Annotated in this window: 21 protein-coding genes; 12 read left to right on the forward strand and 9 right to left on the reverse strand. The window is 47.1% G+C overall.

Features of this window, described 5'->3' with window-relative positions; translation table 11 throughout:
• Positions 1 to 2: 2 nt before the first annotated feature.
• Positions 3 to 848: a CvfB family protein gene (locus ACXAH4_RS09945; protein WP_474881722.1), complete on the reverse strand. Its 846-nt coding sequence runs from the start codon at positions 846 to 848 to the stop codon at positions 3 to 5.
• A gap of 66 nt (positions 849 to 914) precedes the next feature.
• Between ACXAH4_RS09945 and ACXAH4_RS09950 the strand changes: the two genes are divergently transcribed.
• From ACXAH4_RS09950 to ACXAH4_RS09965, 4 genes are read left to right on the forward strand one after another with little or no spacing between them, the layout of a single operon-like run.
• A complete protein-coding gene (locus ACXAH4_RS09950) occupies positions 915 to 1655 on the forward strand; it encodes a 5-oxoprolinase subunit PxpA (protein ID WP_474881723.1) in 741 nt (246 codons plus the stop codon).
• The gene (gene pxpB, locus ACXAH4_RS09955; protein WP_474851431.1) at positions 1642 to 2331 is read left to right on the forward strand and encodes a 5-oxoprolinase subunit PxpB; all 690 of its coding nucleotides are present in this window, start codon (positions 1642 to 1644) and stop codon (positions 2329 to 2331) included. The genes ACXAH4_RS09950 and pxpB overlap by 14 nt, the downstream gene beginning before the upstream one ends.
• Positions 2328 to 3269, forward strand: a complete 942-nt coding sequence (locus ACXAH4_RS09960) for a 5-oxoprolinase subunit C family protein (protein WP_474851433.1) — start codon at positions 2328 to 2330, stop codon at positions 3267 to 3269. The genes pxpB and ACXAH4_RS09960 overlap by 4 nt, the downstream gene beginning before the upstream one ends.
• Before the next feature lie 6 nt (positions 3270 to 3275).
• Positions 3276 to 4142 (forward strand): D-amino acid aminotransferase, encoded by an 867-nt coding sequence (locus ACXAH4_RS09965; protein ID WP_474881724.1) that lies wholly within the window; start codon positions 3276 to 3278, stop codon positions 4140 to 4142.
• 48 nt (positions 4143 to 4190) lie between these two features.
• Here ACXAH4_RS09965 and fur read toward each other — a convergent pair whose 3' ends face one another.
• Positions 4191 to 4619, reverse strand: coding sequence for a ferric iron uptake transcriptional regulator (fur, locus tag ACXAH4_RS09970; RefSeq protein ID WP_119501490.1), 429 nt, complete (start codon positions 4617 to 4619; stop codon positions 4191 to 4193).
• 443 nt (positions 4620 to 5062) lie between these two features.
• Between fur and ACXAH4_RS09975 the strand changes: the two genes are divergently transcribed.
• On the forward strand, positions 5063 to 7069 hold the full coding sequence (locus ACXAH4_RS09975) for a HAMP domain-containing methyl-accepting chemotaxis protein (protein ID WP_474844290.1): 2007 nt from the start codon (positions 5063 to 5065) through the stop codon (positions 7067 to 7069).
• 38 nt (positions 7070 to 7107) lie between these two features.
• Here the strand turns inward: ACXAH4_RS09975 and fldA are convergent, their stop codons facing one another.
• The 5 genes from fldA to ACXAH4_RS10000 form a co-directional block, all read right to left on the reverse strand.
• Entirely contained in the window at positions 7108 to 7632 is a 525-nt protein-coding gene (gene fldA / locus ACXAH4_RS09980) for a flavodoxin FldA (protein ID WP_119501488.1), read from the reverse strand.
• A 31-nt stretch (positions 7633 to 7663) separates the two neighbouring features.
• Positions 7664 to 7882, reverse strand: a complete 219-nt coding sequence (locus ACXAH4_RS09985; RefSeq protein WP_119501487.1) for a DUF2788 domain-containing protein — start codon at positions 7880 to 7882, stop codon at positions 7664 to 7666.
• Positions 7883 to 7968: 86 nt separating this feature from the next.
• Positions 7969 to 8760: an alpha/beta fold hydrolase gene (locus tag ACXAH4_RS09990; protein ID WP_474844289.1), complete on the reverse strand. Its 792-nt coding sequence runs from the start codon at positions 8758 to 8760 to the stop codon at positions 7969 to 7971.
• 48 nt (positions 8761 to 8808) lie between these two features.
• Positions 8809 to 9201 carry an H-NS histone family protein gene (locus ACXAH4_RS09995; protein WP_303574763.1) on the reverse strand — a complete coding sequence of 131 codons (393 nt, stop codon included), beginning with the start codon at positions 9199 to 9201 and terminating at the stop codon, positions 8809 to 8811.
• A 128-nt stretch (positions 9202 to 9329) separates the two neighbouring features.
• Positions 9330 to 10973: an electron transfer flavoprotein-ubiquinone oxidoreductase gene (locus ACXAH4_RS10000; protein WP_474844288.1), complete on the reverse strand. Its 1644-nt coding sequence runs from the start codon at positions 10971 to 10973 to the stop codon at positions 9330 to 9332.
• Positions 10974 to 11222: 249 nt separating this feature from the next.
• Here ACXAH4_RS10000 and ACXAH4_RS10005 point away from each other — a divergent pair, with 249 nt between their 5' ends.
• Both ACXAH4_RS10005 and ACXAH4_RS10010 read left to right on the forward strand, forming a co-directional pair.
• Positions 11223 to 11975: an electron transfer flavoprotein subunit beta/FixA family protein gene (locus ACXAH4_RS10005; protein WP_474844287.1), complete on the forward strand. Its 753-nt coding sequence runs from the start codon at positions 11223 to 11225 to the stop codon at positions 11973 to 11975.
• Positions 11972 to 12898: an electron transfer flavoprotein subunit alpha/FixB family protein gene (locus ACXAH4_RS10010; protein ID WP_474881726.1), complete on the forward strand. Its 927-nt coding sequence runs from the start codon at positions 11972 to 11974 to the stop codon at positions 12896 to 12898. The genes ACXAH4_RS10005 and ACXAH4_RS10010 overlap by 4 nt, the downstream gene beginning before the upstream one ends.
• Positions 12899 to 12942: 44 nt before the next feature.
• Here ACXAH4_RS10010 and ACXAH4_RS10015 read toward each other — a convergent pair whose 3' ends face one another.
• On the reverse strand, positions 12943 to 13251 hold the full coding sequence (locus tag ACXAH4_RS10015) for an isoamylase early set domain-containing protein (RefSeq protein WP_119501481.1): 309 nt from the start codon (positions 13249 to 13251) through the stop codon (positions 12943 to 12945).
• A 299-nt stretch (positions 13252 to 13550) separates the two neighbouring features.
• On the opposite strand from ACXAH4_RS10015, the gene ACXAH4_RS10020 reads away from it, so the two are divergent.
• The 4 genes from ACXAH4_RS10020 (at position 13551) to ACXAH4_RS10035 (ending at position 19737) form a co-directional block, all read left to right on the forward strand.
• Positions 13551 to 14771 carry an efflux RND transporter periplasmic adaptor subunit gene (locus tag ACXAH4_RS10020; RefSeq protein ID WP_474881728.1) on the forward strand — a complete coding sequence of 407 codons (1221 nt, stop codon included), beginning with the start codon at positions 13551 to 13553 and terminating at the stop codon, positions 14769 to 14771.
• Positions 14764 to 17919, forward strand: a complete 3156-nt coding sequence (locus ACXAH4_RS10025) for an efflux RND transporter permease subunit (RefSeq protein WP_474881729.1) — start codon at positions 14764 to 14766, stop codon at positions 17917 to 17919. Before ACXAH4_RS10020 ends, ACXAH4_RS10025 begins: the two co-directional genes overlap by 8 nt.
• A 95-nt stretch (positions 17920 to 18014) precedes the next feature.
• A complete protein-coding gene (locus ACXAH4_RS10030) occupies positions 18015 to 18392 on the forward strand; it encodes a hypothetical protein (RefSeq protein WP_474844283.1) in 378 nt (125 codons plus the stop codon).
• Between the two features lie 181 nt (positions 18393 to 18573).
• On the forward strand, positions 18574 to 19737 hold the full coding sequence (locus tag ACXAH4_RS10035) for a response regulator (protein WP_474844282.1): 1164 nt from the start codon (positions 18574 to 18576) through the stop codon (positions 19735 to 19737).
• 49 nt (positions 19738 to 19786) lie between these two features.
• On the opposite strand, the gene ACXAH4_RS10040 is transcribed toward ACXAH4_RS10035, so the two are convergent.
• Positions 19787 to 20977: an amino acid aminotransferase gene (locus tag ACXAH4_RS10040; RefSeq protein ID WP_119501476.1), complete on the reverse strand. Its 1191-nt coding sequence runs from the start codon at positions 20975 to 20977 to the stop codon at positions 19787 to 19789.
• A 348-nt stretch (positions 20978 to 21325) separates the two neighbouring features.
• On the opposite strand from ACXAH4_RS10040, the gene ACXAH4_RS10045 reads away from it, so the two are divergent.
• Positions 21326 to 22570 carry a cystathionine gamma-synthase family protein gene (locus tag ACXAH4_RS10045; RefSeq protein WP_474851453.1) on the forward strand — a complete coding sequence of 415 codons (1245 nt, stop codon included), beginning with the start codon at positions 21326 to 21328 and terminating at the stop codon, positions 22568 to 22570.
• The last annotated feature ends 53 nt before the right edge of the window (positions 22571 to 22623 follow it).

Here is a 22623-nt window from a genome sequence, read left to right on the forward strand (position 1 = left end):
TGTTAATTCAGTTTTACTGCATCTTTCGTGATGGTAATTTTGCGTTGTTTATATAACGCACCCAATGCTTTTTTATATGCCGCTTTACTGACATTAAAGTGGGCGTAAATATCTTCCGGTTTGCTTTTATCGGTTAAGATAGAAACACCGCCATGCGCTTCCAGATCTTCCAGAATAGCTTCTTCCAGTGTTTTCCGGCCGGTTTTGTCGGTACGTTGAAGGGCTACATCAATTTTGCCGTCCTCGCGGATGGTCTTAATGACAGCATCCAGTCGCTGACCGGTTTTTAATGGCTTAAATGCATCACTGTGAAAAATCAGTCCCAGTGCCTCACCATTTATGACGACTTTAAAACCCAGTTCCGTTTTTGAATACACCAGGCATTCAACCCCGTCGCCGGCTTTCAATGAATCTGACGACTCCTTAATGAAACGGTGAAGCCGGGTGGCACCCAGGACGCGGCCGGTACTTTCATCGTGATAAATATGGACAACATAGCGCATGCCTTCATTGACCGGTCCGTCCTGCATGCCCGCAGGGACAAGCAGATCCCGTTGACCGCCCCAGTCAAAAAATGCACCGAAATTTGTTGCGCCGGTTGCTTTAAGCACCACGGTATCACCAGCCTGCGCTACCGGAGTTTGCGGCCAGGCTTCAAGATTTCCGGTTTCATCGATGCCGACAAAAATATCCAGCGTATCACCGGTTTTCACTTTTTCCGGCAGCGCGGCCATGTTTTCATGGGTTAGCAGTACCAGCGGATCGTTATCATCGCCACTGGAGAGGTGAAAGCCAAAAGGCAGTGATTCACCGACTTGAAGGGTATTGATTTTGCCAATGTGTATCATCAGGACTGACTGTGAAAGTAAATACAGGTAACATGATAACCAATTGTGAGAATGAGCTAAACCATTATGAAGTTGAATTGCGATCTTGGTGAAAGTTTCGGTGCCTGGCATATGCCTGTCGACGGCGACATTATGGAGTATATCGATCAGGCGAACATTGCCTGTGGCTTTCACGCCGGTGATCCGCTGGTAATGCGTAAAGCTGTCGCACTGGCTAAAGCAGCGGGTGTGGCCACGGGGGCTCATCCGTCTTATCCGGATCTGCAGGGCTTCGGCCGGCGTTCAATGAAAATGGCGGATGATGAGCTGACAGCCTGCCTGCAATACCAGATTGCAGCATTGACCGGCATTGCCCGAATTCAGCAGGTAGAGGTGTCCTACGTTAAACCTCACGGAGCGCTGTATAACGATTTAATGCAGGACAGGGCGCTGCGCCAGACCGTCATGAAAGCCGTGGCAGAAGCGGGGCAGGGAGCGCTCAGTCTGATGATTCAGGCTCATCCTGACAGCGACAAACTTATTGCAGAAGCTGAGGTTTACGGGCTCCGGCTTCAATTTGAAGCCTTTGCTGATCGCCGGTACACCGATGACGGCTATTTAATGTCGAGGCAACACGCCGGTGCGGTGCTGAATCATGATCAGGCCACCGCGCAGGTACAGGGATTACTGGAACACGGTACGATTATAACCAGTGGCGGTAAAACGCTGTCGTTGCAGGTAGACACCCTTTGTGTGCACGGCGATTCACCCGGCGCAGTGGCGATGGCAAAATCATTCAGAGAAATGCTGAATCATGCAACCCTTTGACAATGTCCGTCACATTGCCTTTGCCGGCATGGACGGTCTCATATTGTACTTCGGTGGTAAAGATGTCACGCAAATGAACGCTGCGGTTTCCGCTTATCATCTTGCGTTGAAGGCGAATCCGCCAATCTGGTTAAAAGAAGCCATCCCGTCCTATGACTCCCTGCTAATTTTGTTCGATGCAAAGATAACTGACAGCCATGGTGTATATCGTTTATTGCGTCAACTGCAACCGCAGATGTCAGCCGGAAAAAGCCTTCGACGACACCGGATCCCTGTCTGGTATGGTGCCCCGGAAGCGAACGATCTCGATGAAGTCGCTTCTCACACCGGCCTGGCGGTCAGTGAGATAATTGCATTGCATACAGCAACCGTGTACCGCGTGTTTGCAGTGGGGTTTGCGCCCGGTTTCGCTTATCTGGGGGAAAGTCCGGAACGTCTGTCGGTACCGCGCCGCAAAACACCGAGGACAAAAGTGCCCGCCGGTGCGGTTGCACTGGCCGACCGTCAGGCTGCAGTGTATCCGCAAGTATCGCCCGGCGGCTGGCAGTTACTGGGACTCAGTCCGTTAACTTTATTTGATCCTGCCAGTGCGCAGCCGGCCCTGTTGCAGGCCGGCGACGAAGTAGAGTTCTATGAAATTGATGAGCGGGAATACCTGGAGCAGGTGAAGGCATGACAATATCCTTTACTATTATCAATCCGGGATTCATCAGTTTAATCGTTGATGCCGGCAGAACAGGGATGCAGGAGCAGGGTTTTAGCGGCTCAGGTCCTTTAGACGTCGAAGCTTTTAACTTTGCAAACTGGCTTTCTGGCAACCCTGAAGGCAATCCTTGCATTGAAATTGCCGGTGATGTACACATCAGATTTGAGCATTCAGCCACTATGGCTGTTTGCGGCCCTGCTGTTTCACTTGCCGTGAACGGTGAACCTGCTTCTGAACTGGCCACAGTTAACCTCAGCGCCGGAGATGAGCTTCAGGTTTCGCAGCAGCTTGCAGGTCAACGTTGCTATTTAGCTGTTCAGGGCGCCTGGCAGATACCTGAAATAGCCGGTTCTGTGTGCACCGTGATGCGGGAAAAGCTGGGCGGACTTGCCGGTGACGGAAGGCCTCTTCATGCCGGTGACACAATTCATGTTGTCCCTGCAGCACAGGAAAACATAAGCCGCAAATTGCCTGCTTCCATGCTTGCTCCCTATGCCAGTGATGCACCGGTTGATATTATTCCGGCTTATCAGCATGACATGTTCAGCAGCAGAGTCCGGGCAACTTTTTATTCCTCAGCCTACAGTGTGACACCGCAAAGTGACCGCATGGGTTATCGCCTGAGTGGTCCTGCCATATCGTCGGGGTTTGAAGCTATGCGCTCAGAAGGAATTAATTGCGGTTCTGTGCAGGTGCCTGCAGACGGTCAGCCGATTATAATGCTGGCTGACAGACAAACTCTGGGCGGCTATCCCAAAATCGGCGTAATAGCGCCATATGATCTTCCGAGGGTAGCGCAGTCTGTTCCCGGCACAACGTTAACGTTTAATCCGGTGGATCCGGAAAATGCCCGCGGAACATGGCTGTTAAGGCAAGCCCGTATTGACAATTTTTTCAGGAACAATTGATATCTGATGACAATCGCGTTTTTAAATGACCAGTTTTTACCCCTTGAAGAGGCACGTATTTCTCCGATGGACAGAGGTTTTCTGTTCGGCGACGGTATTTACGAGGTGATCCCTACCTTGCACGGTAAAGCTGTTGGTATGAACGCCCACCTCGACCGGTTACAAAACGGGCTCGATGAGCTGGCAATTACAAATCCGAAAACAAAGGCACAATGGACAGAGCTTGTAAGTGAACTGGTGACGAAAAATACACAAGCTCTGAATTCTGCGTCAGTGGGTGTGTATATTCAGGTATCACGGGGTACTGAGATGAAACGTGCCCATGGTTATCCTGACAATATTCCTCCCACTGTGTTCGCTTTTGCGTTTGCTACCGCCGCGCCGCCGGTGCCGGATAAAGCCGCAGTGGTAACCTTTGATGTCTCCAGTGGTGAAGATAAGCGCTGGCAGCGTTGTAACATCAAATCTACATCGCTGCTCGGCAATGTGATGCATTATCAGCAAGGCCGGCAGGCCGGTAAACAGGAAATCATTTTGTTGAACAGCCACGGGGAAGTGACTGAGGCCAGTTCATGCAACGTATTCGTTGTGAAAGAGGGTGTTATCATGACACCACCGCTGGATCATCAAATTTTGCCGGGAATTACCCGGAAGCTGGTCATTGAAAGTCTTGCAGCAGAAGGCGTTGAGGTGCAGGAAGTACCGGTTACAGCAGAAGTATTGTTCAGTGCTGATGAAGTGTGGCTAACCAGCTCCAGTAAGGAAATCAGCCCTGTTATCTCGGTGGATGATAAACCCGTGGGGAACGGGCAGGCCGGTGAGGTATGGCTTAAAGCCATCACAGCTTTCAACAAACACAAGTTTACGTTATAAAAAAACCTGCACGCTGTGCAGGTTTATTTAATCTTAACGACCGGCGACTCAGTCGTCGGTTTTATCACAGGTACCGTCTTTACATTCACCGTAAAGATACAGGCTGTGATGTGTCAGTTTGATGTTATTGCGTTCGGCAATTTCAATTTGACGTTGTTCAATCACGTCATCTTCAAACTCGATGACTTTGCCACATTTCAGACACACCAGATGGTCGTGGTGCTCTTTATGACTGATTTCAAATACTGACTTGCCACCTTCAAAATGGTGTCGGTTCAAAATACCAGCGTCATCGAACTGGTTAAGCACACGGTATACCGTCGCAAGACCAATTTCCTCACCCTGATCGATCAGAATTTTATACACATCTTCAGCACTGATATGCTGGTTGGCAGGTTCCTGCAGGATCTGCAGAATTTTTAAACGGGGAAGTGTAACTTTTAAACCCGCTTTTTTTAGTTCTTTATTTTGATCCATAAATAATCACTTCTGGAAGCTCTTCTGATTTAACGCTCATTATAGGTACTTTGCCAGGTTTTAAAAGTAAAAGCGCGGATATCTTCAACATTAATCTGCAGAGTAAATCATTGATCCCTGTCATTTATCCATACGTTTTTTAAGGACTTTGTGCAGCTAACCGGACCCTGCAGGCGGTATGCAGAGAGTTATTCAGGATTTACCCTCTCAACGAACTAAAGCATTGTTAAGTTTCTACCGATAAGTTCAATGAAAGCTATGCCTTTTTCGCTGCAAAATAGCGACTTTTCCGGGATGTTTTCAACATTATTTATCTTGCCGGCAATTACGGAACACTGTGCGCAGACATATTTCCTGGCCAAAAAACGGCAAGGCCGGAAAACTTATATTAAAATCAATGATAACCATGTTACGGAAATAAAACCGAAGATTGGGATAAGAAGATGCGCCTGACTGTTGTACAAAAAATAACCCTTGGTTTTGCCCTGTTCGGCTGTTTATTACTGATCACCAGTTTACTTGCTTATCTGGGACTCAGCGACATCCGCCGTTCTGCTGAAACGGTGGCCACCGAGAAAATGCCGGTTCAGACAAAAATGATGTCCCTGAAGTCAGATGCATTGTCTCTGGCGACCGTAACGGCAAACGGTTACTACATGGATGAGCTTTCAGCACTGAATAAAAACAAAGCTGAGTTTGAGGCACTGAGTGAAGTCTTTTCTGAAGATCTCGCTATTTTCGATACCACCTTTGGTAATCACACAGAATCAAAACAGGCCGTAGAGGCGGGTAATACATTTATTCGTGAGAGCGCGACGGTGTACGAAGCGCTTATCAGCAGCAAACAAATACAATTGTCTCTGGCAAAGCAGCGGGAAGAAGCTATCTCTCATATTGATGAAGCCGGAGCGCTGATGATGGATTTAAGCTTTCTGGATAACGGACAGCCCGGTATCGATGCGCTGGCCGGCCTCGGTGCGAATATTGACAATAAATTGCTCACTTTGAGTTCGGTCATCACCGAACTGGTTAAGTCTGAAGATCCTGAAGATTCACTGGTGATTCTGGATGACCTGGACTATCAGTTGAGCAATCTGGCGGTAGACACCGAATATCTGTTCCGGTCTGCCAGTGGCCTGAATACCGACGGTATCATCAGCAATTTTCAGCAGCAGTATGATGCCATGCTGGCTATTCTCACCGGTGAATCCGGTCTGATGGCCGGCCAGAAACAGAAGTTATCTCACATCGCCCATGCCACAGAAAGCCGTCAGCGTGCCAACACATCGCTGGCGCAGGCTACCTCGACAATCAATAACCTTTACGAAGAAGTCACTGAAGAAACCTTGAAAGGGCAAAACCTGATCCTGGACACTGTCCAGGACAGCCTTGTTGATACGCTGGTGGTGTCGTTTATTGGTCTGGTGGCTGCAGTTGCACTCACTCTCACTGTGCGTAAAAGCATTGCCGGGCCGCTGCAAAATATTACCCGTGGTCTCGGCCGGATCAGTGAAGGGGATTTATCGTATCGTCTGAAGACACAGGGCAATGATGAATTTGCCGATTTGTCGGTAAAGGTAAACAGTTTAACTGAAGCTCTCAGAGATCTTATCGGTAACATTCAGCAACAGGAACGAACGCTGCTGGATGTGGCCAGAGAAAGTGTGGAAATGGGTGAACGCAGTCTGGAGCAGGTGGCCCAACAACGTGACCGGGTCCGTAAAACCTCCTCAGATACTGCCAGTGTAAGAAGCACCAGTGAAAAAAACCTCGCGATGATTCAGCAATCGGTGGATGAACTTAACCGGGTCGCCAGTCAGACGCAGCAAACATCCGAACTGGTTGCACAAAACCGGCAACAGGTTGCAGAACAATCTGGCCAGGCATCGGCATCCGCCAGCATCATAAACCGGCTGGATGAGAACAGCCGCAGCATCGGCAGTATCCTTGACGTCATTAAAACCATCGCGGAACAAACAAACTTGCTGGCGCTCAATGCTGCAATAGAAGCTGCCCGTGCCGGTGATCAGGGCCGCGGATTTGCCGTTGTCGCCGACGAGGTCAGAACGCTGGCTAACCGCACGCATAACTCCACTGAAGAAATTGAATCGATGATTGGCAGTTTGCAACGAGATGCACAGCAAGCTGTGGAAGCCATCAACCTGAGTATGGAAAAGGCGGAGCAGGGCGTTGCTATCAGTGAAAAAGTCTATGAGCAGGTTAATGGGATCAGTGAGGTCATTGTGAAGCTGCAGGCGTTTAATGCCGGCTTTGTGAAAGACACTAAAGCTCAGGATAAAGTACTTGCGGGTATTGATGATAATCTTAACGCAATCGTGACGCTGGCTGATGCAAGTGCAGAGAGTACCCGTCTGGCAAATGAATCCAGTGCCAGGGTGGATGAGCAAATGGAAGGATTGCGGAAAGTGGTTGAGCGCTTCAGATTATAAAAAAAACGGGCTGAGCGCCCGTTTTCTTTAATTCTATATCAGGCAAGTTCTGCCAGACATAATTCTTCGTGTAACTGCTTACACCAGGCACGTACACGCTCTTCGGTTAATTCCGGCTGGCGGTCTTCGTCAATGCCCAGACCAACGAAGTGGTTATCATCAGCCATGCCTTTAGAGGCTTCAAAGTCGTAGCCGTCTGTAGACCATTGACCGACAAGAATTGCACCGCGGGGTTCTACGATATCGCGAACCATGCCCATGGCATCCAGGAAATATTCAGCGTAATCTTCCTGATCGCCGCAACCGAAAATTGCAACCAGCTTGTCATTGAAATCAATTTCTTCCAGTTCAGGGAAGAAGTCATCCCAGTCACATTGTGCTTCACCGTAGTACCAGGTAGGGATCCCGAATATCAGAAGATCAAATTCAGCGATCTGTTCTTTGGTACTCTTGGCAATGTCCTGTACATCAATCAGGTTTTTGCCTAATTCCTTTTGAATCATCTTTGCAACATGTTCGGTATTTCCTGTGTCACTACCGAAAAACAAGCCAACACTTGCCATAATAACCCTCTGTTCGATACATCTTCTGAAATTACACGCCGGTACTTAACCAAATAAGTTCTATCAATCCTTTGGCAATAAAACCCAGCGCTCCCATTCCGAGTACGCCATAGGCAACTACCCGTCCGATAAGCGGTACATCGTTACTTTTGAGAACATCATGTACGGCATAGCCCATCAGGACAAACAGGCCGGTAAGCCCAAGATAAAACATGATGGATTCAATGGTTTCGTAATTTTCAGCAAGCATAGTTTTACTTAGTCCAAAATCGGCGCAAACTATAGCACAGAAATCAGCTGCCTCGCAGTGAAAACCACGTAATTTTTTGCGCTATATCATGCCTGATGCGGGCGAAATATGTGTTTTTCAACCACACGGTTGAAGGCGCCCGGCTTTTCTGCATGTAACCAGTGACCGGCTCCTTCAATAACATGGGCGCGGGCAGCAGGAAAATACTGCAATATTTCGCTCTGCATGGACGCCGTGATGTAATCGGAATTACCACCCTTGATGAAAAGTACAGGCTCAGAGAATTGAGCATCGCTGCTTTGCCATCCTTTAATCGCTTCGTAACTGTTTGCCAGACCATCCAGATTAAAGCGCCAGTGCCATTGTTTACCGGTATCCTGATATAAACTTTTTAACAGAAACTGGCGTACTCCGGCTTCCGGAATGCCACTTTGTAAACTTTTGTCCGCATCAGAACGGCTGTTGACAGAATTAAGGTCTAGCGACTTTAATGCACTGATTATCGCATCATGACGGGACGGATAACTTACCGGAGCAATATCCGCAACGATGAGATCATCAAGAAACTGCGGATGGGTGAGTGCGAGGCGCATTGCTACCTTTCCACCCAGCGAATGTCCAAGTATGCCTGTGCGGGCTTTCTTAAACTGTTTGACTAATGCGTATAACTGTTCTGCTGCTGCCTCTATGGAAAAATGCTCCAGATGGGGTGATTGACCGTGGTCCGGTAAATCTACACTGAGCACATTCACTTTGGGCGCGAAATGCCGCTTTACGACAGATAAATTGTCAGCTGTTCCGAATAAACCGTGAATAATAACAAGTAAATAATCAGAATCAGTATTTTCTGAAAAAGAATAATGTAACGTGGATTGCATGATTGACCTGAAAAAAAGGCGACTGATGTCGCCTTTGAATGGAATTTTTTAAATTGCGAAATCTTCCAGCGATTTGCCGCTGTCTAACGCATCTTTGTAGACCCGTGGCATTCTTCCGATACCTGTCCACTGGTGTACTTTACCTTCACCATCTTTCAATTCGTATTTTACCGGACGTTTTTTACCGGTAGATTTCTTTTCAACAGTCGTCGACTCCAGATCACTGACATCAAGACCGGCTTCTTCAAGTTGCTTTTGGATATCAGCAATTTTCTGCAGCTTTTCCTGTTTAGCTTTTTCTTCTTCGAGATCTTTTTCTTTTCTTTTCTCGATGATGTTGGCTAACTTTTCTTGTACAGATTCTAATTCAGCTGTGCTTAAATCCTTTACGGCACCTTGCAAACGTCTTCCATGCGTCAGTATTTCTAAAAAGTCGTTCATTCATCAACCTTGTGTTAGTTAAAAAACTGTGTATTTAAAAAGGATAGTCAAATTTTAATCTAAAAAAAAGCAGCTTAACACTGCTTTTTCTTAAAATTGTAATAAATAGCTAATTTACAGGATTTGGATCACATATTCGGATAATTCGGCCCGCCTGCACCTTCAGGGACAACCCATTGAATATTCTGTGACGGATCTTTAATGTCGCAGGTTTTACAGTGAATACAATTTTGCGCATTGATTTGAAATCGTAACGTGTTGTGTTCTTCTATAATTTCGTATACACCGGCCGGACAGTAACGCTGTGCGGGCTCATCGTACTTCGACAGATTAACCTTCAGTGGTATCTCAGGGTCTTTTAACTTCAGGTGGCAAGGTTGATTTTCTTCATGATTGGTGTTCGACAAAAAGACAGAAGAGAGTTTGTCGAAACTCAAAATACCATCGGGTTTTGGATACACCTTTTTAGTAGCATCTTTCTTATCTTTTAATTGTAAATAATCTTTACGATCGTCTTTAATGGAGAAGGGTAATTTACCTTTGAATATTTTTTGGTCAACAGTATTGTAAACGCCGCCCCAAAACGTGCCGAACTGGTGAATAGCTGCGCCAAAATTTTTACTGCTGTTCAGTTCAGAATATAACCAGGATGTTTTAAAAGCCTGATTAAAATTCGTTAATGCAGGATCAGGTGTTGCTGATTTTAATTCATTAATAATGCTGTCTGCCGCTAAAATGCCAGACTTCATCGCTGTGTGATTACCTTTGATTTTAGCGAAATTCAGTGTACCCGCATTACATCCTATGAGAATGCCTCCGGGAAAAGTCATGTCAGGTAATGAATTCAGTCCGCCTTTTGCTATTGCTCTGGCACCGTAGGAGACTCTTTTTCCATTTTCCAGGTATTGCCTGAAAACCGGATGATGTTTCATTTGCTGAAATTCATCAAATGGACTTAAGTACGGGTTGTCGTAATTTAAATCGACAATAAGACCGGCAAACACCTGGTTGTTTTCTGCATGGTAAAGAAAACCACCGCCCGTTGAATCTGTCAGCGGCCAGCCTGCTGTGTGAACCACCAGACCGGGTTCATGCAGGGCAGGGTCAATATCCCAGATTTCTTTAAATCCGATGGCATAGTGTTGAGGAGCGCTATTTTCATCCAGATTAAATTTGGAAATTAATTGTTTACCCAGATGTCCGCGACAACCTTCGGCGAATATTGTGTAACGGGCTTTTAAAATCATGCCCGGCATGTAGCCGTCTTTCTGGCTGCCGTCTTCTGCTACGCCCATGTCGCCGGTAATGACACCACCGGCTGAGCCGTCTTCGTTATAATAAACTTCAGAGGCTGCAAATCCGGGAAAAATCTCAACACCAAGGCTCTCTGCTTTTTCAGCCAGCCAGCGGCAAACATTGCCCATACTGACAATATAATTGCCATCGTTGTGCATGGTATCGGGAACCAGAGCCTGAGGAAGTTTACGGGCATGCTGACCGTCAGTCAGGTAATAAATGTCGTCTCTCAGCACAGGGGTATTCAGCGGTGCGCCTTCATTTTTCCAGTCCGGAAACAACTCATCCAGCGCAGTGGTTTCGAATACTGCGCCGGATAAAATATGTGCACCTACTTCAGAACCTTTTTCAACAACACAGACCATCAACTCGAGGGAAGCGGCCTGAGCCTGTTGCATTAGCCTGCATGCCGCTGACAGCCCGGCAGGGCCTGCACCGACAATCACTACATCAAATTCCATCGATTCACGTTCCATGAATGCCTCCGGTAAGTTTTGTCAATCAGGTTGACGTTTACGTCAACAGTAAGTAAATTGCATGGTAAGTTTACGTTAACGTAAAGATAAAGTCAGGTGTTAATTGTAACATCTTTGTAAACTGAGAAGTCTGGTGCTTTATTTAACAGGAGCATCGTCTCCGGTTTTTTGTTTTTAACACCGGCAATGAATGTTTAGACGTTATCTGTAATTAATCAAACTCTTATTCCCGGCTAACTGAGGTAAAGAATGAAAGTACTTGTCCCGGTAAAACGCGTTATCGATTACAACGTAAAGGTACGCGTGAAAGCTGATGAGTCAGGTGTGGATCTGACTAATGCAAAAATGGCGTTAAATCCTTTTTGTGAAATTGCAGTAGAAGAGGCGATCCGCCTGAAAGAAAAAGGTGTCGCGACAGAAGTTGTCGTTGTGTCTGTCGGCGATAAAGCCTGTCAGGAACAAATCCGTACGGCACTGGCACTGGGGGCTGACCGCGGTTTGCACATTGAAGCGGATAGTTCGCCGGACTCTTTGCAGGTAGCGAAGCTGTTGAGTAAAGTCGTTGAGCAGGAGCAACCCGGGCTTGTGATTCTGGGTAAACAGAGTATCGACTCCGACAATAATCAAACCGGACAAATGTTGTCAGCATTGACCGGCATGCCACAGGGTACCTTTGCTTCAGCCGTTGATGTGAAAGACGGCACGGTGGAGGTCACCAGAGAGGTAGACGGCGGTCTGCAAACTGTGTCACTAAGCTTACCTGCTGTGGTAACGACAGACTTACGACTGAACGAGCCCCGCTATGCGTCGTTGCCAAATATTATGAAAGCAAAACGTAAGCCTCTTGATGTAAAGACAGCTGCGGATTTCGGCGTAGATATGACCTCAAAAGTGAAGGTGATCAAAGTCACTGCACCGGCTCAGCGAAGCGGAGGCGTGAAGGTGGCAGATGTGGCTGAACTTGTCGAAAAACTTAAAAGCGAGGCGAAAGTAATATCATGAGTATTCTTGTAATCGCAGAACATGACAATAACCATTTGAAACCGGAGACGGCGAAAGTGGTACAGGCGGCGTCACAACTGAGTGGAGACATTCACGTACTGGTTGCCGGGGAAGGTTGCAAAGCCGCAGCAGAGCAGGCCGCAGCGTTAAGCGGTGTGTCGCTGGTCAAATGTGCTGACAGTACCCACTATGCACATCAGATGGCAGAAAGTGTGTCAGCCCTGGTGGTCTCTCTGGCCACGGACTATTCTCATATTCTTACCGCTGCCACAACCACAGGTAAAAATTTTATGCCTCGTGTAGCGGCCTTACTGGATGTCGCGCAAATCTCTGACATAACCGGCATTGAGGCTGATAACCGTTTTATCAGACCGGTCTATGCGGGTAATGCTATTGCCACTGTAGAATCTGAAGAGACAGTACACGTTATTACTGTACGAACGTCCGCCTTTGACAGTGTCTCTGATGGTAATAACGCGACGGTTGAATACATCGATGCAGAATTTCCGTCGGAAAAATCATCCTTTACCCGTGCACAACTCACAGAGTCCGAACGCCCTGAGCTGACTGCGGCAAACGTGGTGATCTCCGGTGGACGTGGCATGCAAAACGGTGAAAACTTCAGTTTGCTTGAGGGCATAGCCGATAAACTGGGGGCCGCAATTGGTGCCTCCAGGGCGGCAGTGGATGCCGGATTTGTACCCAATGATATGCAGGTAGGTCAGACAGGTAAAATTGTTGCCCCTGATTTGTATATAGCAGTAGGGATTTCCGGTGCAATTCAGCATCTTGCCGGCATGAAAGATTCAAAAGTGATTGTCGCGATTAATAAAGACGAAGAAGCCCCGATTTTTCAGGTGGCGGATTATGGTCTGGTGGGTGACTTATTTGATATCCTGCCGGAACTTGAAAAGGCCCTGTAGCTATAAAGCAAAGAAGGCGCTGTACCAGCGCCTTCTATCAATTTCTATACCCTTACAACCGAGTTATCTTCCAGACTCACCGGCGAAGGCATATAACCGTCAGCTTCCCAGTCATTCTCCCACACATCGTCATTCAATAAATAACGGAACTGGTATTCGGCATCAGCATCCAGCGTTACAGTTTGTGTGAAATCACCATTCTTAAGCTTTTTCATTGGTGTGACATCCGTATCCCAGGCATTAAAGTCGCCCACCAGTTTTGCTGTGGCAGCTTCACCAGCCTCGTTGGCATTTAAACGGAATGTGACCTTACAGGCAGGTTTAGTTTTTAAATACTGTTTTTTAAGACTCATGAGATCCCTCGTGCAAAATGCGTATGATTCATCACCAAGTTAAGACTAATTTTCAATCAGTTCAAGGGATTTCGTGTTAAAAATCAGCCAGTGAGCTGTTGCTGCTTTAGTAAAAATATAAACAAACAGAAATAAAATTTAACAATCTAAAAGCAGCCAGCATCAGGCAACAGGTTTACACTAAAGATGTAAAAATAATAATACCGTTAAAACGGCGCCCGGAATGCCTGTACCCATTAATCTATCAGGGGCAGTTTTCCCCGGCAGCTGTTATTACATTGCGCCTTAAAGGAATATTCATGTCTAAAAGTGGTTGGGTCAAAACACTCGGTCCTGTCATCGTCATTGTCATTGCGCTTGTGCTGGCAATCATTCTCATTTCATCAAAAACACCGCCTGAACAAAAAGTACCTGAATCTAAAGATTTTCTGGTTGAAGCAAGGCTTGCTGAGAGACAACAAACCGCTTTTGTGGTGCATTCTCAGGGTAATGTGGTGCCTAAAAATCAAACCCGTATTAGTGTCCAGGTTAATGGTCAGGTGATGGCTATATCGGAACAGTTTGAAGTAGGGGGCACATTCAGAAAAGGTGATGTACTTGCTGTGCTGGAGCAGCAGGACTATCAGACTGAAGTGAAACTGGCAGAGGCTGAACTGGCGCAGGCACAGGCAACATTACAGGAAGAAATTGCCAGAGGAAAAGTGGCAGAAAAGGAATGGCGTTCCGTGAACTCAGTCGTGCCACCTGAACTGGGATTACGAAAACCACAGCTTGCCCGTGAGCAGGCCAATGTGAAAGCGGCAGAAGCGAAACTGGAAAGAGCTAAGCGCAACCTCGCCAGAACTGAGATCAAAGCCCCTTATAATGGCATTGTGATAAACCGGAATATTGATCTCGGGCAGTACGTTTCAGCGGGCAGTGAAACAGGCACGATCTATTCTACTGATACAGCAGAAATCCGCTTGCCCGTAACTGAATCTGAACTGGCTTATATTGACCTGAAGGGTGATCTGAAAAGTAAAACGTCGGTACGGCTGAAAGCTAAAGTCGCCGGAACACTTCAATACTGGGATGCTGAGCTGGTCAGAACCGAAGGGGTAATGGATGCCGGTAGCCGCGTATTATATGCCGTAGCCAGAGTGGAAGACCCTTACAACCTGAATGGTAAAAGGGACGGAGCCGTTTTACGGTTTGGTCAGTTTGCAGAAGCTGATATCACCGGCTCGGATCTCGAAGAACTGTATGTGTTACCACGCAGTGTATTACGGCTGGATAACACCATTCTTACTGTATCAAAAGACAATACATTGCAAATTAACCCGGTTGATGTGGCGCGGGCTACCGCAAAGCAGGTGTATGTGCGCTCAGGCTTACCGGAAAATCCTAAGGTAGTCTTCAGTGTCGTGCCCAATCCCTATGAAGGAATGAAGGTACGGATTTCCGGTGAAGAGTTAATAACGGAAGATGCTACTGAAAGTGACAGCGACGAGCTGAAAATCCCGGGAGCAGACAATGAGTAAAATCGATACTCATAAGGGCATTATTGCCTGGTTTGCCCGTAACAGTGTGGCTGCCAACTTGCTGATGATAATCTTACTTGCTGGCGGTCTGTTCTCTGCATTCTCGATTCAGAAACAGGTATTTCCTGCTTTTGAAATTGACGTTATTAACGTGAGGGTGCCTTATCTGGGTGCTGCACCTCAGGAGGTGGAAGAGGGCGTTATACTGAAAATTGAAGAGGCGGTAAAAGATCTCGACGGTATTAAACAAATAACCTCAACCGCTGTAGAAGGCATGGGCACCGTCAGCATTGAAGTCGATGAAGACTACGATGTGCAGGAAGTACTTGATGAAGTAAAAGTGCAGGTTGATGCCATTCCGACATTTCCCGGTAACACCGAGAAGCCGGTGGTTTACCGCCAGAAAATTCAGCAGGATGTTATCTGGATCTCTGTCTATGGCGAGGCCACCGAACGGGAACTGAAAGAATTCGCCAAAAACATGCGCGATGAGATTGCCAATCTGCCCGGTATTTCCAGTGTTTCCGTTGTGGGTGCAAGAGACTATGAAGTCGCCATAGAACTGTCTGAAATGGCGCTGCAGAAATACAACCTGACTTTTTCAGAAGTGGTGAATGTTGTCCGCCAGTCCAGTGTGGATTTGCCTGGCGGTGCGATAAAAACGGAAAACGGCGATATTCTTTTACGTACCAAAGGTCAGGCATACCGGGGAGATGATTTTGCCCGCATTGTACTGCTGACAGACAGCAACGGCACCCGTGTTACGCTGGGTGATGTGGCGGCCATTAAAGACGGTTTCGTTGAAGATAATCAGTTTTCAGAGTTTGACGGTAAACCTGCTGTAAACTTGCGGGTCCGGGCTGTGGGTGATCAGAATGCACTGGATATTTCTGATCAGGTTAATCAGTACATTGAGAAAAACAAAGAAGACTTCCCGGGTAATATTACTGCCGATACCTGGGGAGACAGCTCATTTTACCTGGCCGATCGCCTGAACATGATGCTTTCAAACATGTTTTTCGGTGCACTACTGGTATTTATTGTTCTGTCTCTGTTCCTGAAAATTAAACTCGCTTTCTGGGTTATCTGGGGGTTACCGGTGTGTTTTCTGGGCACGTTACTGGTAATGCCCATGGAAGCGGTTGATGTGTCTATCAACATGCTAAGCCTGTTTGCCTTTATTCTGGTGCTGGGCATCGTGGTGGATGACGCCATCATTATGGGCGAGTCGGCATACTCTGAAATCGATAAAAAAGGGCACAGTACAGAAAATGTCATTACTGGTGTTAAGAAAGTGGCAATGCCGGCTACCTTTGGTGTGCTGACTACCGTTGCTGCCTTTACACCTATGCTAATGGTTTCCGGGCCCTTCGGTGTGATCTGGAAGACAATCGGCTGGGTTGTAATCATCTGTCTGCTTTTCTCCCTGCTGGAGTCAAAGCTCATTCTGCCTGCCCACCTGGCTCATATGAAATTAAAGCCCTATGACCCGGCAAAAGCCAATCGCTTCCAGCGCTTCCGGGATTTTTTCAGTGAAGGTATCAAAACCTTTATCGATAAGGTGTACGCCCCATTTTTACGTAAAGCCATTCACATGCGTTATCTGACTTTGTCGATATTTCTGGCCATGATGATACTGACTATCGGACTGTTTATGGGCGGTATAGTACGCTTCGTGTTCTTTCCGAATATTCCCAGTGACTTCATGATGGCATCTTTCGAACTTGAGCCGGGTTCTTCGCTGCAACAGCGGGATCAGACCCTGGCGACCATGCTGGATGCCATGTACCGCATGGATAAAAATGTCACAGATGAAACCGGTGCCGGCATCATTAAACACGCCATTGCTTTTGACAGCGGTACTACGGGCGGTGAAGTCTTCGTGGAAATGACCAAAGGCGAAAGCCGTGAAATGAAAGACTTTGAGATCCACCAGCGCTGGCGGGATGAAATGCCTGAAATTCCCGGCGTAAAATCCTTCAATATCGGCGCGCCGGGGGGAATGGGGAGCGGGGCTGATCTCAGTTTTGAATTCAGTTCATCAGATATTGCCGCTCTGCAATCTGTCAGTGAAGCATTAAAGACCAGATTATCGTCTTTTGACGGGGTGACAGATATCAATGATACGTTTGCCGGTGGCAGCGATGAAATTCAGCTTTCTCTGACCACGCAGGCAGAGGCGCTGGGGATCTCACTTCAGCAGCTCGGTCAACAGGTACGGTATGGCTTCTATGGTGCTGAAGTACAGCGGGTGCAGCGTGACGATGAAGAAGTCAAAGTCATGGTGCGATATCCCAAAGAGGAACGCTCATCGGTTTCTCATTTGCAGGAAATGCGGGTACGGGCGCCTAATGGCGATGATATTCCGTTTGAAGAAGTGGGTGAAATCACATTAGGCAAAGGCTATGACTCTATTATCCGTGTAGACGGCAGCCGTTCGGTGACGGTAACCGCTAAAGTCGACAAGGATATGTTGGATCCCGGTGAAATTACCAAAGAAGTGGTCATGAAAATCGTGCCTGAATTACTCAAACAGTATCCGGAGGTGCACTTTAAACTGCAGGGCAACTCTAAAGAAGAAGCCGATGCAATGATGGGACTGGTTAAAGGGCTGCTCTTTGCTTTATTTGCCATCTATGCACTACTGGCCATTCCGCTTCGCTCATACAGTCAACCGCTGATCATTATGTCTGTGATCCCGTTTGGTGTAGTCGGGGCAATATTTGGCCATCTTGTGCTGGGACTTGCTGTGAGCGTGCTGTCAATTTGCGGCATCATTGCGTTATCCGGGGTGGTGGTAAATGACAGCTTAATCATGGTGGACTTCGTTAACCGTGCCAGACAGGAAGGACACAAGTTAATTGATGCCGCTATTCTCGCCGGTACCCAACGCTTCAGAGCCATCATTCTGACCTCACTGACAACCTTTATGGGGCTGATGCCCATCGTAGCAGAAAAGAGTTTGCAAGCTCAGATTGTGATACCCATGGCTGTATCACTGGCTTTCGGTATTCTTTTCGCCACGGTGATCACCCTTCTGCTGGTGCCTTGTCTGTACCTGATGATGCACGATGTACGCAAACTGTTCAGAAGCCGGCGTGATGAGAAAGTCCGGATTTACGGAGAAGCAGAATCTACCACTGATTAATTCAGCAGCCCCGCTTGCGGGGCTTTTTTGACCAATATGCTTGATAAGTGTCCAAATATACAGTACTGTTTGTATGTACAGTATATGGGGGACTTATGAATACAGGTCTGAAAACAGTTGATAATTTAATCCGCACGTTTGGTATACGCACCAGAAATGGCGCTGATAAATCACAATCGCTGGTCACTCTGTCATCTGCTGATGAACGTCTGGCCTCTATGCGCATTCCTTTTTGTATGATGCAGAAAATACTGTCATTACCGCAAAACCGTTCACTGCGTTTTCACCAGTGGTATTTACCCCATAAAGGGGCAAAGCTTGCCTGTTTTCTCATAGACGAAGAAGGTCGTATTGTGGAGCAGGTCTATTTTCAGCGCGATACAAAACACGTGAATGCAGCAAGAAAGCTTCAACAAATGGTGGAGCAGGCACACCGCAGTCAATATGAAATGACGGTGAAAATGGCCGCTTAGTGTAAGAACAGACTGTTTTAATTATAAATTCAGGTGGAATCCGTGCAAGATGTACTGACAGTGTCTATAACTTAGTAATTGTGAACCTGCTCGGTCATGTGCTGTCCGTCGTGTATTTCTGCGCCGGATAATGCGAAATGGTCAGACAGTCACTGCTAAGATTCTTACACTGGAGGTAATTTTGAATTTACTGGTCGTCGAGCCGGATGATATTCAGGCTGAAATTTATCAGTTGTCTCTTGCTGAAGCTTTTTTTGTCGATGTAGCTGACTCTTTTGAGAATGCCCGCATCATGATGAGAGACAAATATTATCAGCTGGTAGTGTGTGAATGGGAAATTGAGGGAGAGAAGGGATCCTGCCTTACCCACGCCAGTTATAAGCCGGATTATGCGGCGTCACCGGTTATCGTTGTTGTCAGTCATCATGATGAAGAAGAAACCATGGTTGAGGCATACAATGGCGGGATTTCTTATTATTTCACCAAGCCTTATACCATCGTACCGTTCTATGAAACTTTACTGGCCATTCAGGATCAGATTGAAGCGCTGCAGCAACTCGAACACGATAAAAAGCAATCCGTGATTGTATCTGAACAGGCAGTAAACAGAGCAGCTATATACCGTTTAGGGTTGGAAACCCTGGGCAAACTGAATGATGCCAAAAGTGTTGCCGATATCGCCCGTATTACTCTCACGGCATTAAGAGAGCAGGGGATCCATGCTGTTCTGGAATTCCGGCACAGTAACAGGCCTCTTTATTTTGACGGTAAAACAGACTCCTGTGATGAAACTACGGTTAAAGTGTTTACAACCCTTCGCAAACAGGGAGAGTATTTTTTCTTCGGACATCGGCTAATGTTAAATGCTGAGCACGTCTCTATGCTGGTGAAACAAACTGATAATCTCACCATTCCCTTGCAATCAGTTCTCACAGATTTAGGCACGAAATTTATGCCTCTGCTAAATATGCGTTACGTCGCATTATTGCAGGAGCAGGCCTTGTATGATGCCGGTAACGATGTCAACAAGTTGGTGAACAAGCTTCACGATGTGCTTATTGACCGCCGGGATCAAAAACATAAATTCTCATCCAGGGTGCGTAATGTGGTCATGGAGGACAAAAGCACAGGATCTCTGAAAGACACTGACAAAGAAGCTCTGGTCCGGCTGTTACAACAGGCGACAGACAGCACGTTAAATGACGAGGAACTGATTAATGCAGATGCGTTACTTGCAGGCATTGCCGCCAGGATGCATAGCCGGCTGGTGGATTTATCTGTCAGGGAAATCTCCGGAGAGGATGACGAGCTGGATGACGAATTGAGAGGGCTGGAATATTTCTGAAACAAAAAAGGTGGCAATCAGCCACCTTTTATCGTTTGTCTTACAAAGGTTAAAGCACTGAAACCAGGGCCTTAGCCAGCGCATCAACGTTTTGCTGGTTAATACCGGCAACGTTAACGCGGCTTGAATCCACGAAGTAAACGCTGTGTTTTGCACGTACTTCACGAACCTGCTCCGGTGTAATACACAGGAACGAAAACATCCCTTTTTGAGTATTCAGGAAGCTGAAATCTTTCTGAGCGCCATTCTCTGCCAGTTTGTTAACTAACATTGTACGCAAATCAGACATGCGGTTACGCATTTCATTCACTTCAGTTGTCCATTCGTCCTTCAGCGCTGTGTCAGACAAAATGATATCAACTAATGCGCCGCCCCAGCTTGGTGGCATAGAGTAAATACCACGGGCAACAGACTGAATCTGCCCCTGGGCAATTTTACGGGTAGCACTGTCATTCGTGACAATTGCAGCCAGACCGGTGCGCTCACGGTACAGACCAAAGTTCTTTGAACAGGAAGCCGCAATAATCACTTCAGGCAGGTTTTCAGCCAGTAAACGGATGCCGTAAGCATCTTCTTCCAGACCGTCACCGAAACCCAGATAAGCCACATCGATAAATGGCAGGAAACCTTTTTCCTGAGCCAATTTAAGTACTTCATCCCACTGTGCGTTGGTTAAATCTGCACCGGTAGGGTTGTGACAACAACCGTGCAGCAACACGATGTCGCCTTTACCGGTTTGCTTAAGCGTTTCCATCATCGCATCGAAATTAATGCCCGCAGCAGCTTTATCGAAGTACGGATACGTTTCGATTTGCAGACCGGCAGAACCGATTAACGGAATGTGGTTCGCCCACGTAGGGTCGCTTACCCACACTTTCAGGTTGTCGCCGCAACGTGCAAGTAATTCAGATAAAATACGCAGCGCACCGCAGCCACCCGGCGCCTGAACCGCAGCGACGCGATCAGCCAGCATGACTTTGCTGTTTTCACCCAGCAATAATTTCAGCATGCCATCAATATAACCCTGATGACCCTGCGGGGTGATGTAAGTTTTTGAGGTTTCTCTTTCCAGCAAAATTTGCTGAGCTTTAGCCACCGACGTCATGATCGGCGTATTACCCTGCTCATCTTTATAAACACCAACACCTAAATCAATTTTAGCCGGATTGGTATCTTCCCGAAATGATGCAGACAATCCCAGAATTGGATCAGGAGCTAGTTGTGGTAATACTTCAAACACGATTTTTCCTCACGTTGCGTGATAATTAAGCGAGGTCGGCATTATGCCACTGCTCACGCAAATTACGAGACTTAAAATGCAATTTTCTTCAGGTTAAATTGGAATAAATCATTGCCGGATGCTGCGGGTTGTAAAATACATAGTTCATCATGGGGTTTTAAAGCGGATCCGAACGAATGATTTGTCACCTCACCGGCAATTGGGACTGGGCGTAAACGCTGGTTTGCGGTAATATCCGCTTCCACAGGCAAACTCAAATCCGCTTTATTTTAGCGTTACAGACAGCCGGCACTCTCTGTGCGGCCTGATTTTGCTTCCTACATTTTTTATCAAACGTGGAGTTTCAGCGTGAATAACAAGGGATTCACTACCCGTCAGGTACATGCAGACCGCCTTTTGAATCAACCTGAGCACGGCGCTGTGCATACAGGGACGACCAATTCTGTGCTTTATGCCTTTGAGGATGCACAAGGTATTATCGATGTCTTCCAGGGTAAGAAAGCCGGTCATGTGTATTCACGCTCTTCGTCAGGCTCGATTGCCGCGTTGCAGAATATCCTTAACGAACTTGAAGGTGGCGCAGGGGCTTTGTGCTTTGCCACAGGTATGGCTGCAATCAGCAGCACGCTGTTATCACTGTTAAAGGCGGGCGACCATATTATTGTCAGTCAGTATTTATTCGGTAATACCCGTTGCTTCGTGGATACGCTGGCGGATCTGGGTATTCAGGTCAGTTTCGCCGATGTGACATCAATAGAGGATGTACAGGCACTTTATCAGCCGAATACCCGCATTGTGTTTTCTGAAACCGTGGCGAATCCGGCTACTCAAGTCGCAGATGTTCAGGCTATCAGCCAGTTCTGCCGTGAAAAATCATTATTATTTATCATCGACAACACAATGACACCGCCGCCGCTTTTCGATGCTAAAGCTGCCGGTGCTTCGATTGTTATTTCCTCGCTGACCAAATACGTGTCCGGTCACGGCAATGTGCTGGGTGGTGTGATGGTAGATCTTGGTACGTTCGACTGGTCAACTTACCCGAATATCAAACCCGGCTACCAGGTCGCTGACAAGGGGCAGTGGGGAATTACTCAGGTCAAGAAGAAGGGGCTACGTGACATGGGGGCAACATTAGCCCCGGGTTCTGCCCATGCAATTGCTACCGGTCTTGAAACCCTTTCCCTTCGTATGCAGCGTAATTGTGAGAATGCGATGAAACTGGCTACCTGGCTGGACAGTCATCCGCTGGTAGAAAAGGTGTATTATCCGGGTCTTGCTGAGCACCCTCAGCATTATACTGCCAGAGAAATGCTGTCAGGTGGCTATGGTGCCATTTTGAGTCTTGACCTGGTAGACCGCATTAGTCCGCGGGACTTTTTAAATGCCCTGGAGCTGGTGATTTGTGCAACTCATCTTGGTGACAACCGCACCCTGGCGCTTCCTGTTGCCTCAACCATTTTCTTTGAAAACGGACTGGAAGAAAGACAGAAAATGGGAATTTCTGAAGGTATGATCAGATTATCAGTAGGTATTGAAGATACTGACGACCTGGTAGCTGATTTTACCCAGGCTTTCGGACAGTTTAACTGACACCGTTTAGAATTTTTGTAAAGACAGGGTTATTTTAGAAGCAATTCTGCAAC

The sequence above is a fragment of the Alteromonas sp. ABV2_168 genome (assembly GCF_056161165.1).

What these genes read in the sequence shown, in the direction of transcription:
- ACXAH4_RS10005 (WP_474844287.1), top strand. Translation starts at nt 11,223, where the DNA reads ATGAAAGTACTTGTCCCGGTAAAACGCGTTATCGATTACAACGTAAAG.
- fldA (WP_119501488.1), bottom strand. Translation starts at nt 7,632, where the DNA reads ATGGCAAGTGTTGGCTTGTTTTTCGGTAGTGACACAGGAAATACCGAA.
- ACXAH4_RS10030 (WP_474844283.1), top strand. Translation starts at nt 18,015, where the DNA reads ATGAATACAGGTCTGAAAACAGTTGATAATTTAATCCGCACGTTTGGT.
- ACXAH4_RS09995 (WP_303574763.1), bottom strand. Translation starts at nt 9,201, where the DNA reads ATGAACGACTTTTTAGAAATACTGACGCATGGAAGACGTTTGCAAGGT.
- ACXAH4_RS10025 (WP_474881729.1), top strand. Translation starts at nt 14,764, where the DNA reads ATGAGTAAAATCGATACTCATAAGGGCATTATTGCCTGGTTTGCCCGT.
- ACXAH4_RS10015 (WP_119501481.1), bottom strand. Translation starts at nt 13,251, where the DNA reads ATGAGTCTTAAAAAACAGTATTTAAAAACTAAACCTGCCTGTAAGGTC.
- ACXAH4_RS09960 (WP_474851433.1), top strand. Translation starts at nt 2,328, where the DNA reads ATGACAATATCCTTTACTATTATCAATCCGGGATTCATCAGTTTAATC.
- ACXAH4_RS09990 (WP_474844289.1), bottom strand. Translation starts at nt 8,760, where the DNA reads ATGCAATCCACGTTACATTATTCTTTTTCAGAAAATACTGATTCTGAT.
- fur (WP_119501490.1), bottom strand. Translation starts at nt 4,619, where the DNA reads ATGGATCAAAATAAAGAACTAAAAAAAGCGGGTTTAAAAGTTACACTT.
- ACXAH4_RS10010 (WP_474881726.1), top strand. Translation starts at nt 11,972, where the DNA reads ATGAGTATTCTTGTAATCGCAGAACATGACAATAACCATTTGAAACCG.
- ACXAH4_RS09950 (WP_474881723.1), top strand. Translation starts at nt 915, where the DNA reads ATGAAGTTGAATTGCGATCTTGGTGAAAGTTTCGGTGCCTGGCATATG.
- ACXAH4_RS10000 (WP_474844288.1), bottom strand. Translation starts at nt 10,973, where the DNA reads ATGGAACGTGAATCGATGGAATTTGATGTAGTGATTGTCGGTGCAGGC.
- ACXAH4_RS10020 (WP_474881728.1), top strand. Translation starts at nt 13,551, where the DNA reads ATGTCTAAAAGTGGTTGGGTCAAAACACTCGGTCCTGTCATCGTCATT.
- ACXAH4_RS09945 (WP_474881722.1), bottom strand. Translation starts at nt 848, where the DNA reads ATGATACACATTGGCAAAATCAATACCCTTCAAGTCGGTGAATCACTG.
- ACXAH4_RS09985 (WP_119501487.1), bottom strand. Translation starts at nt 7,882, where the DNA reads ATGCTTGCTGAAAATTACGAAACCATTGAATCCATCATGTTTTATCTT.
- pxpB (WP_474851431.1), top strand. Translation starts at nt 1,642, where the DNA reads ATGCAACCCTTTGACAATGTCCGTCACATTGCCTTTGCCGGCATGGAC.
- ACXAH4_RS09965 (WP_474881724.1), top strand. Translation starts at nt 3,276, where the DNA reads ATGACAATCGCGTTTTTAAATGACCAGTTTTTACCCCTTGAAGAGGCA.
- ACXAH4_RS09975 (WP_474844290.1), top strand. Translation starts at nt 5,063, where the DNA reads ATGCGCCTGACTGTTGTACAAAAAATAACCCTTGGTTTTGCCCTGTTC.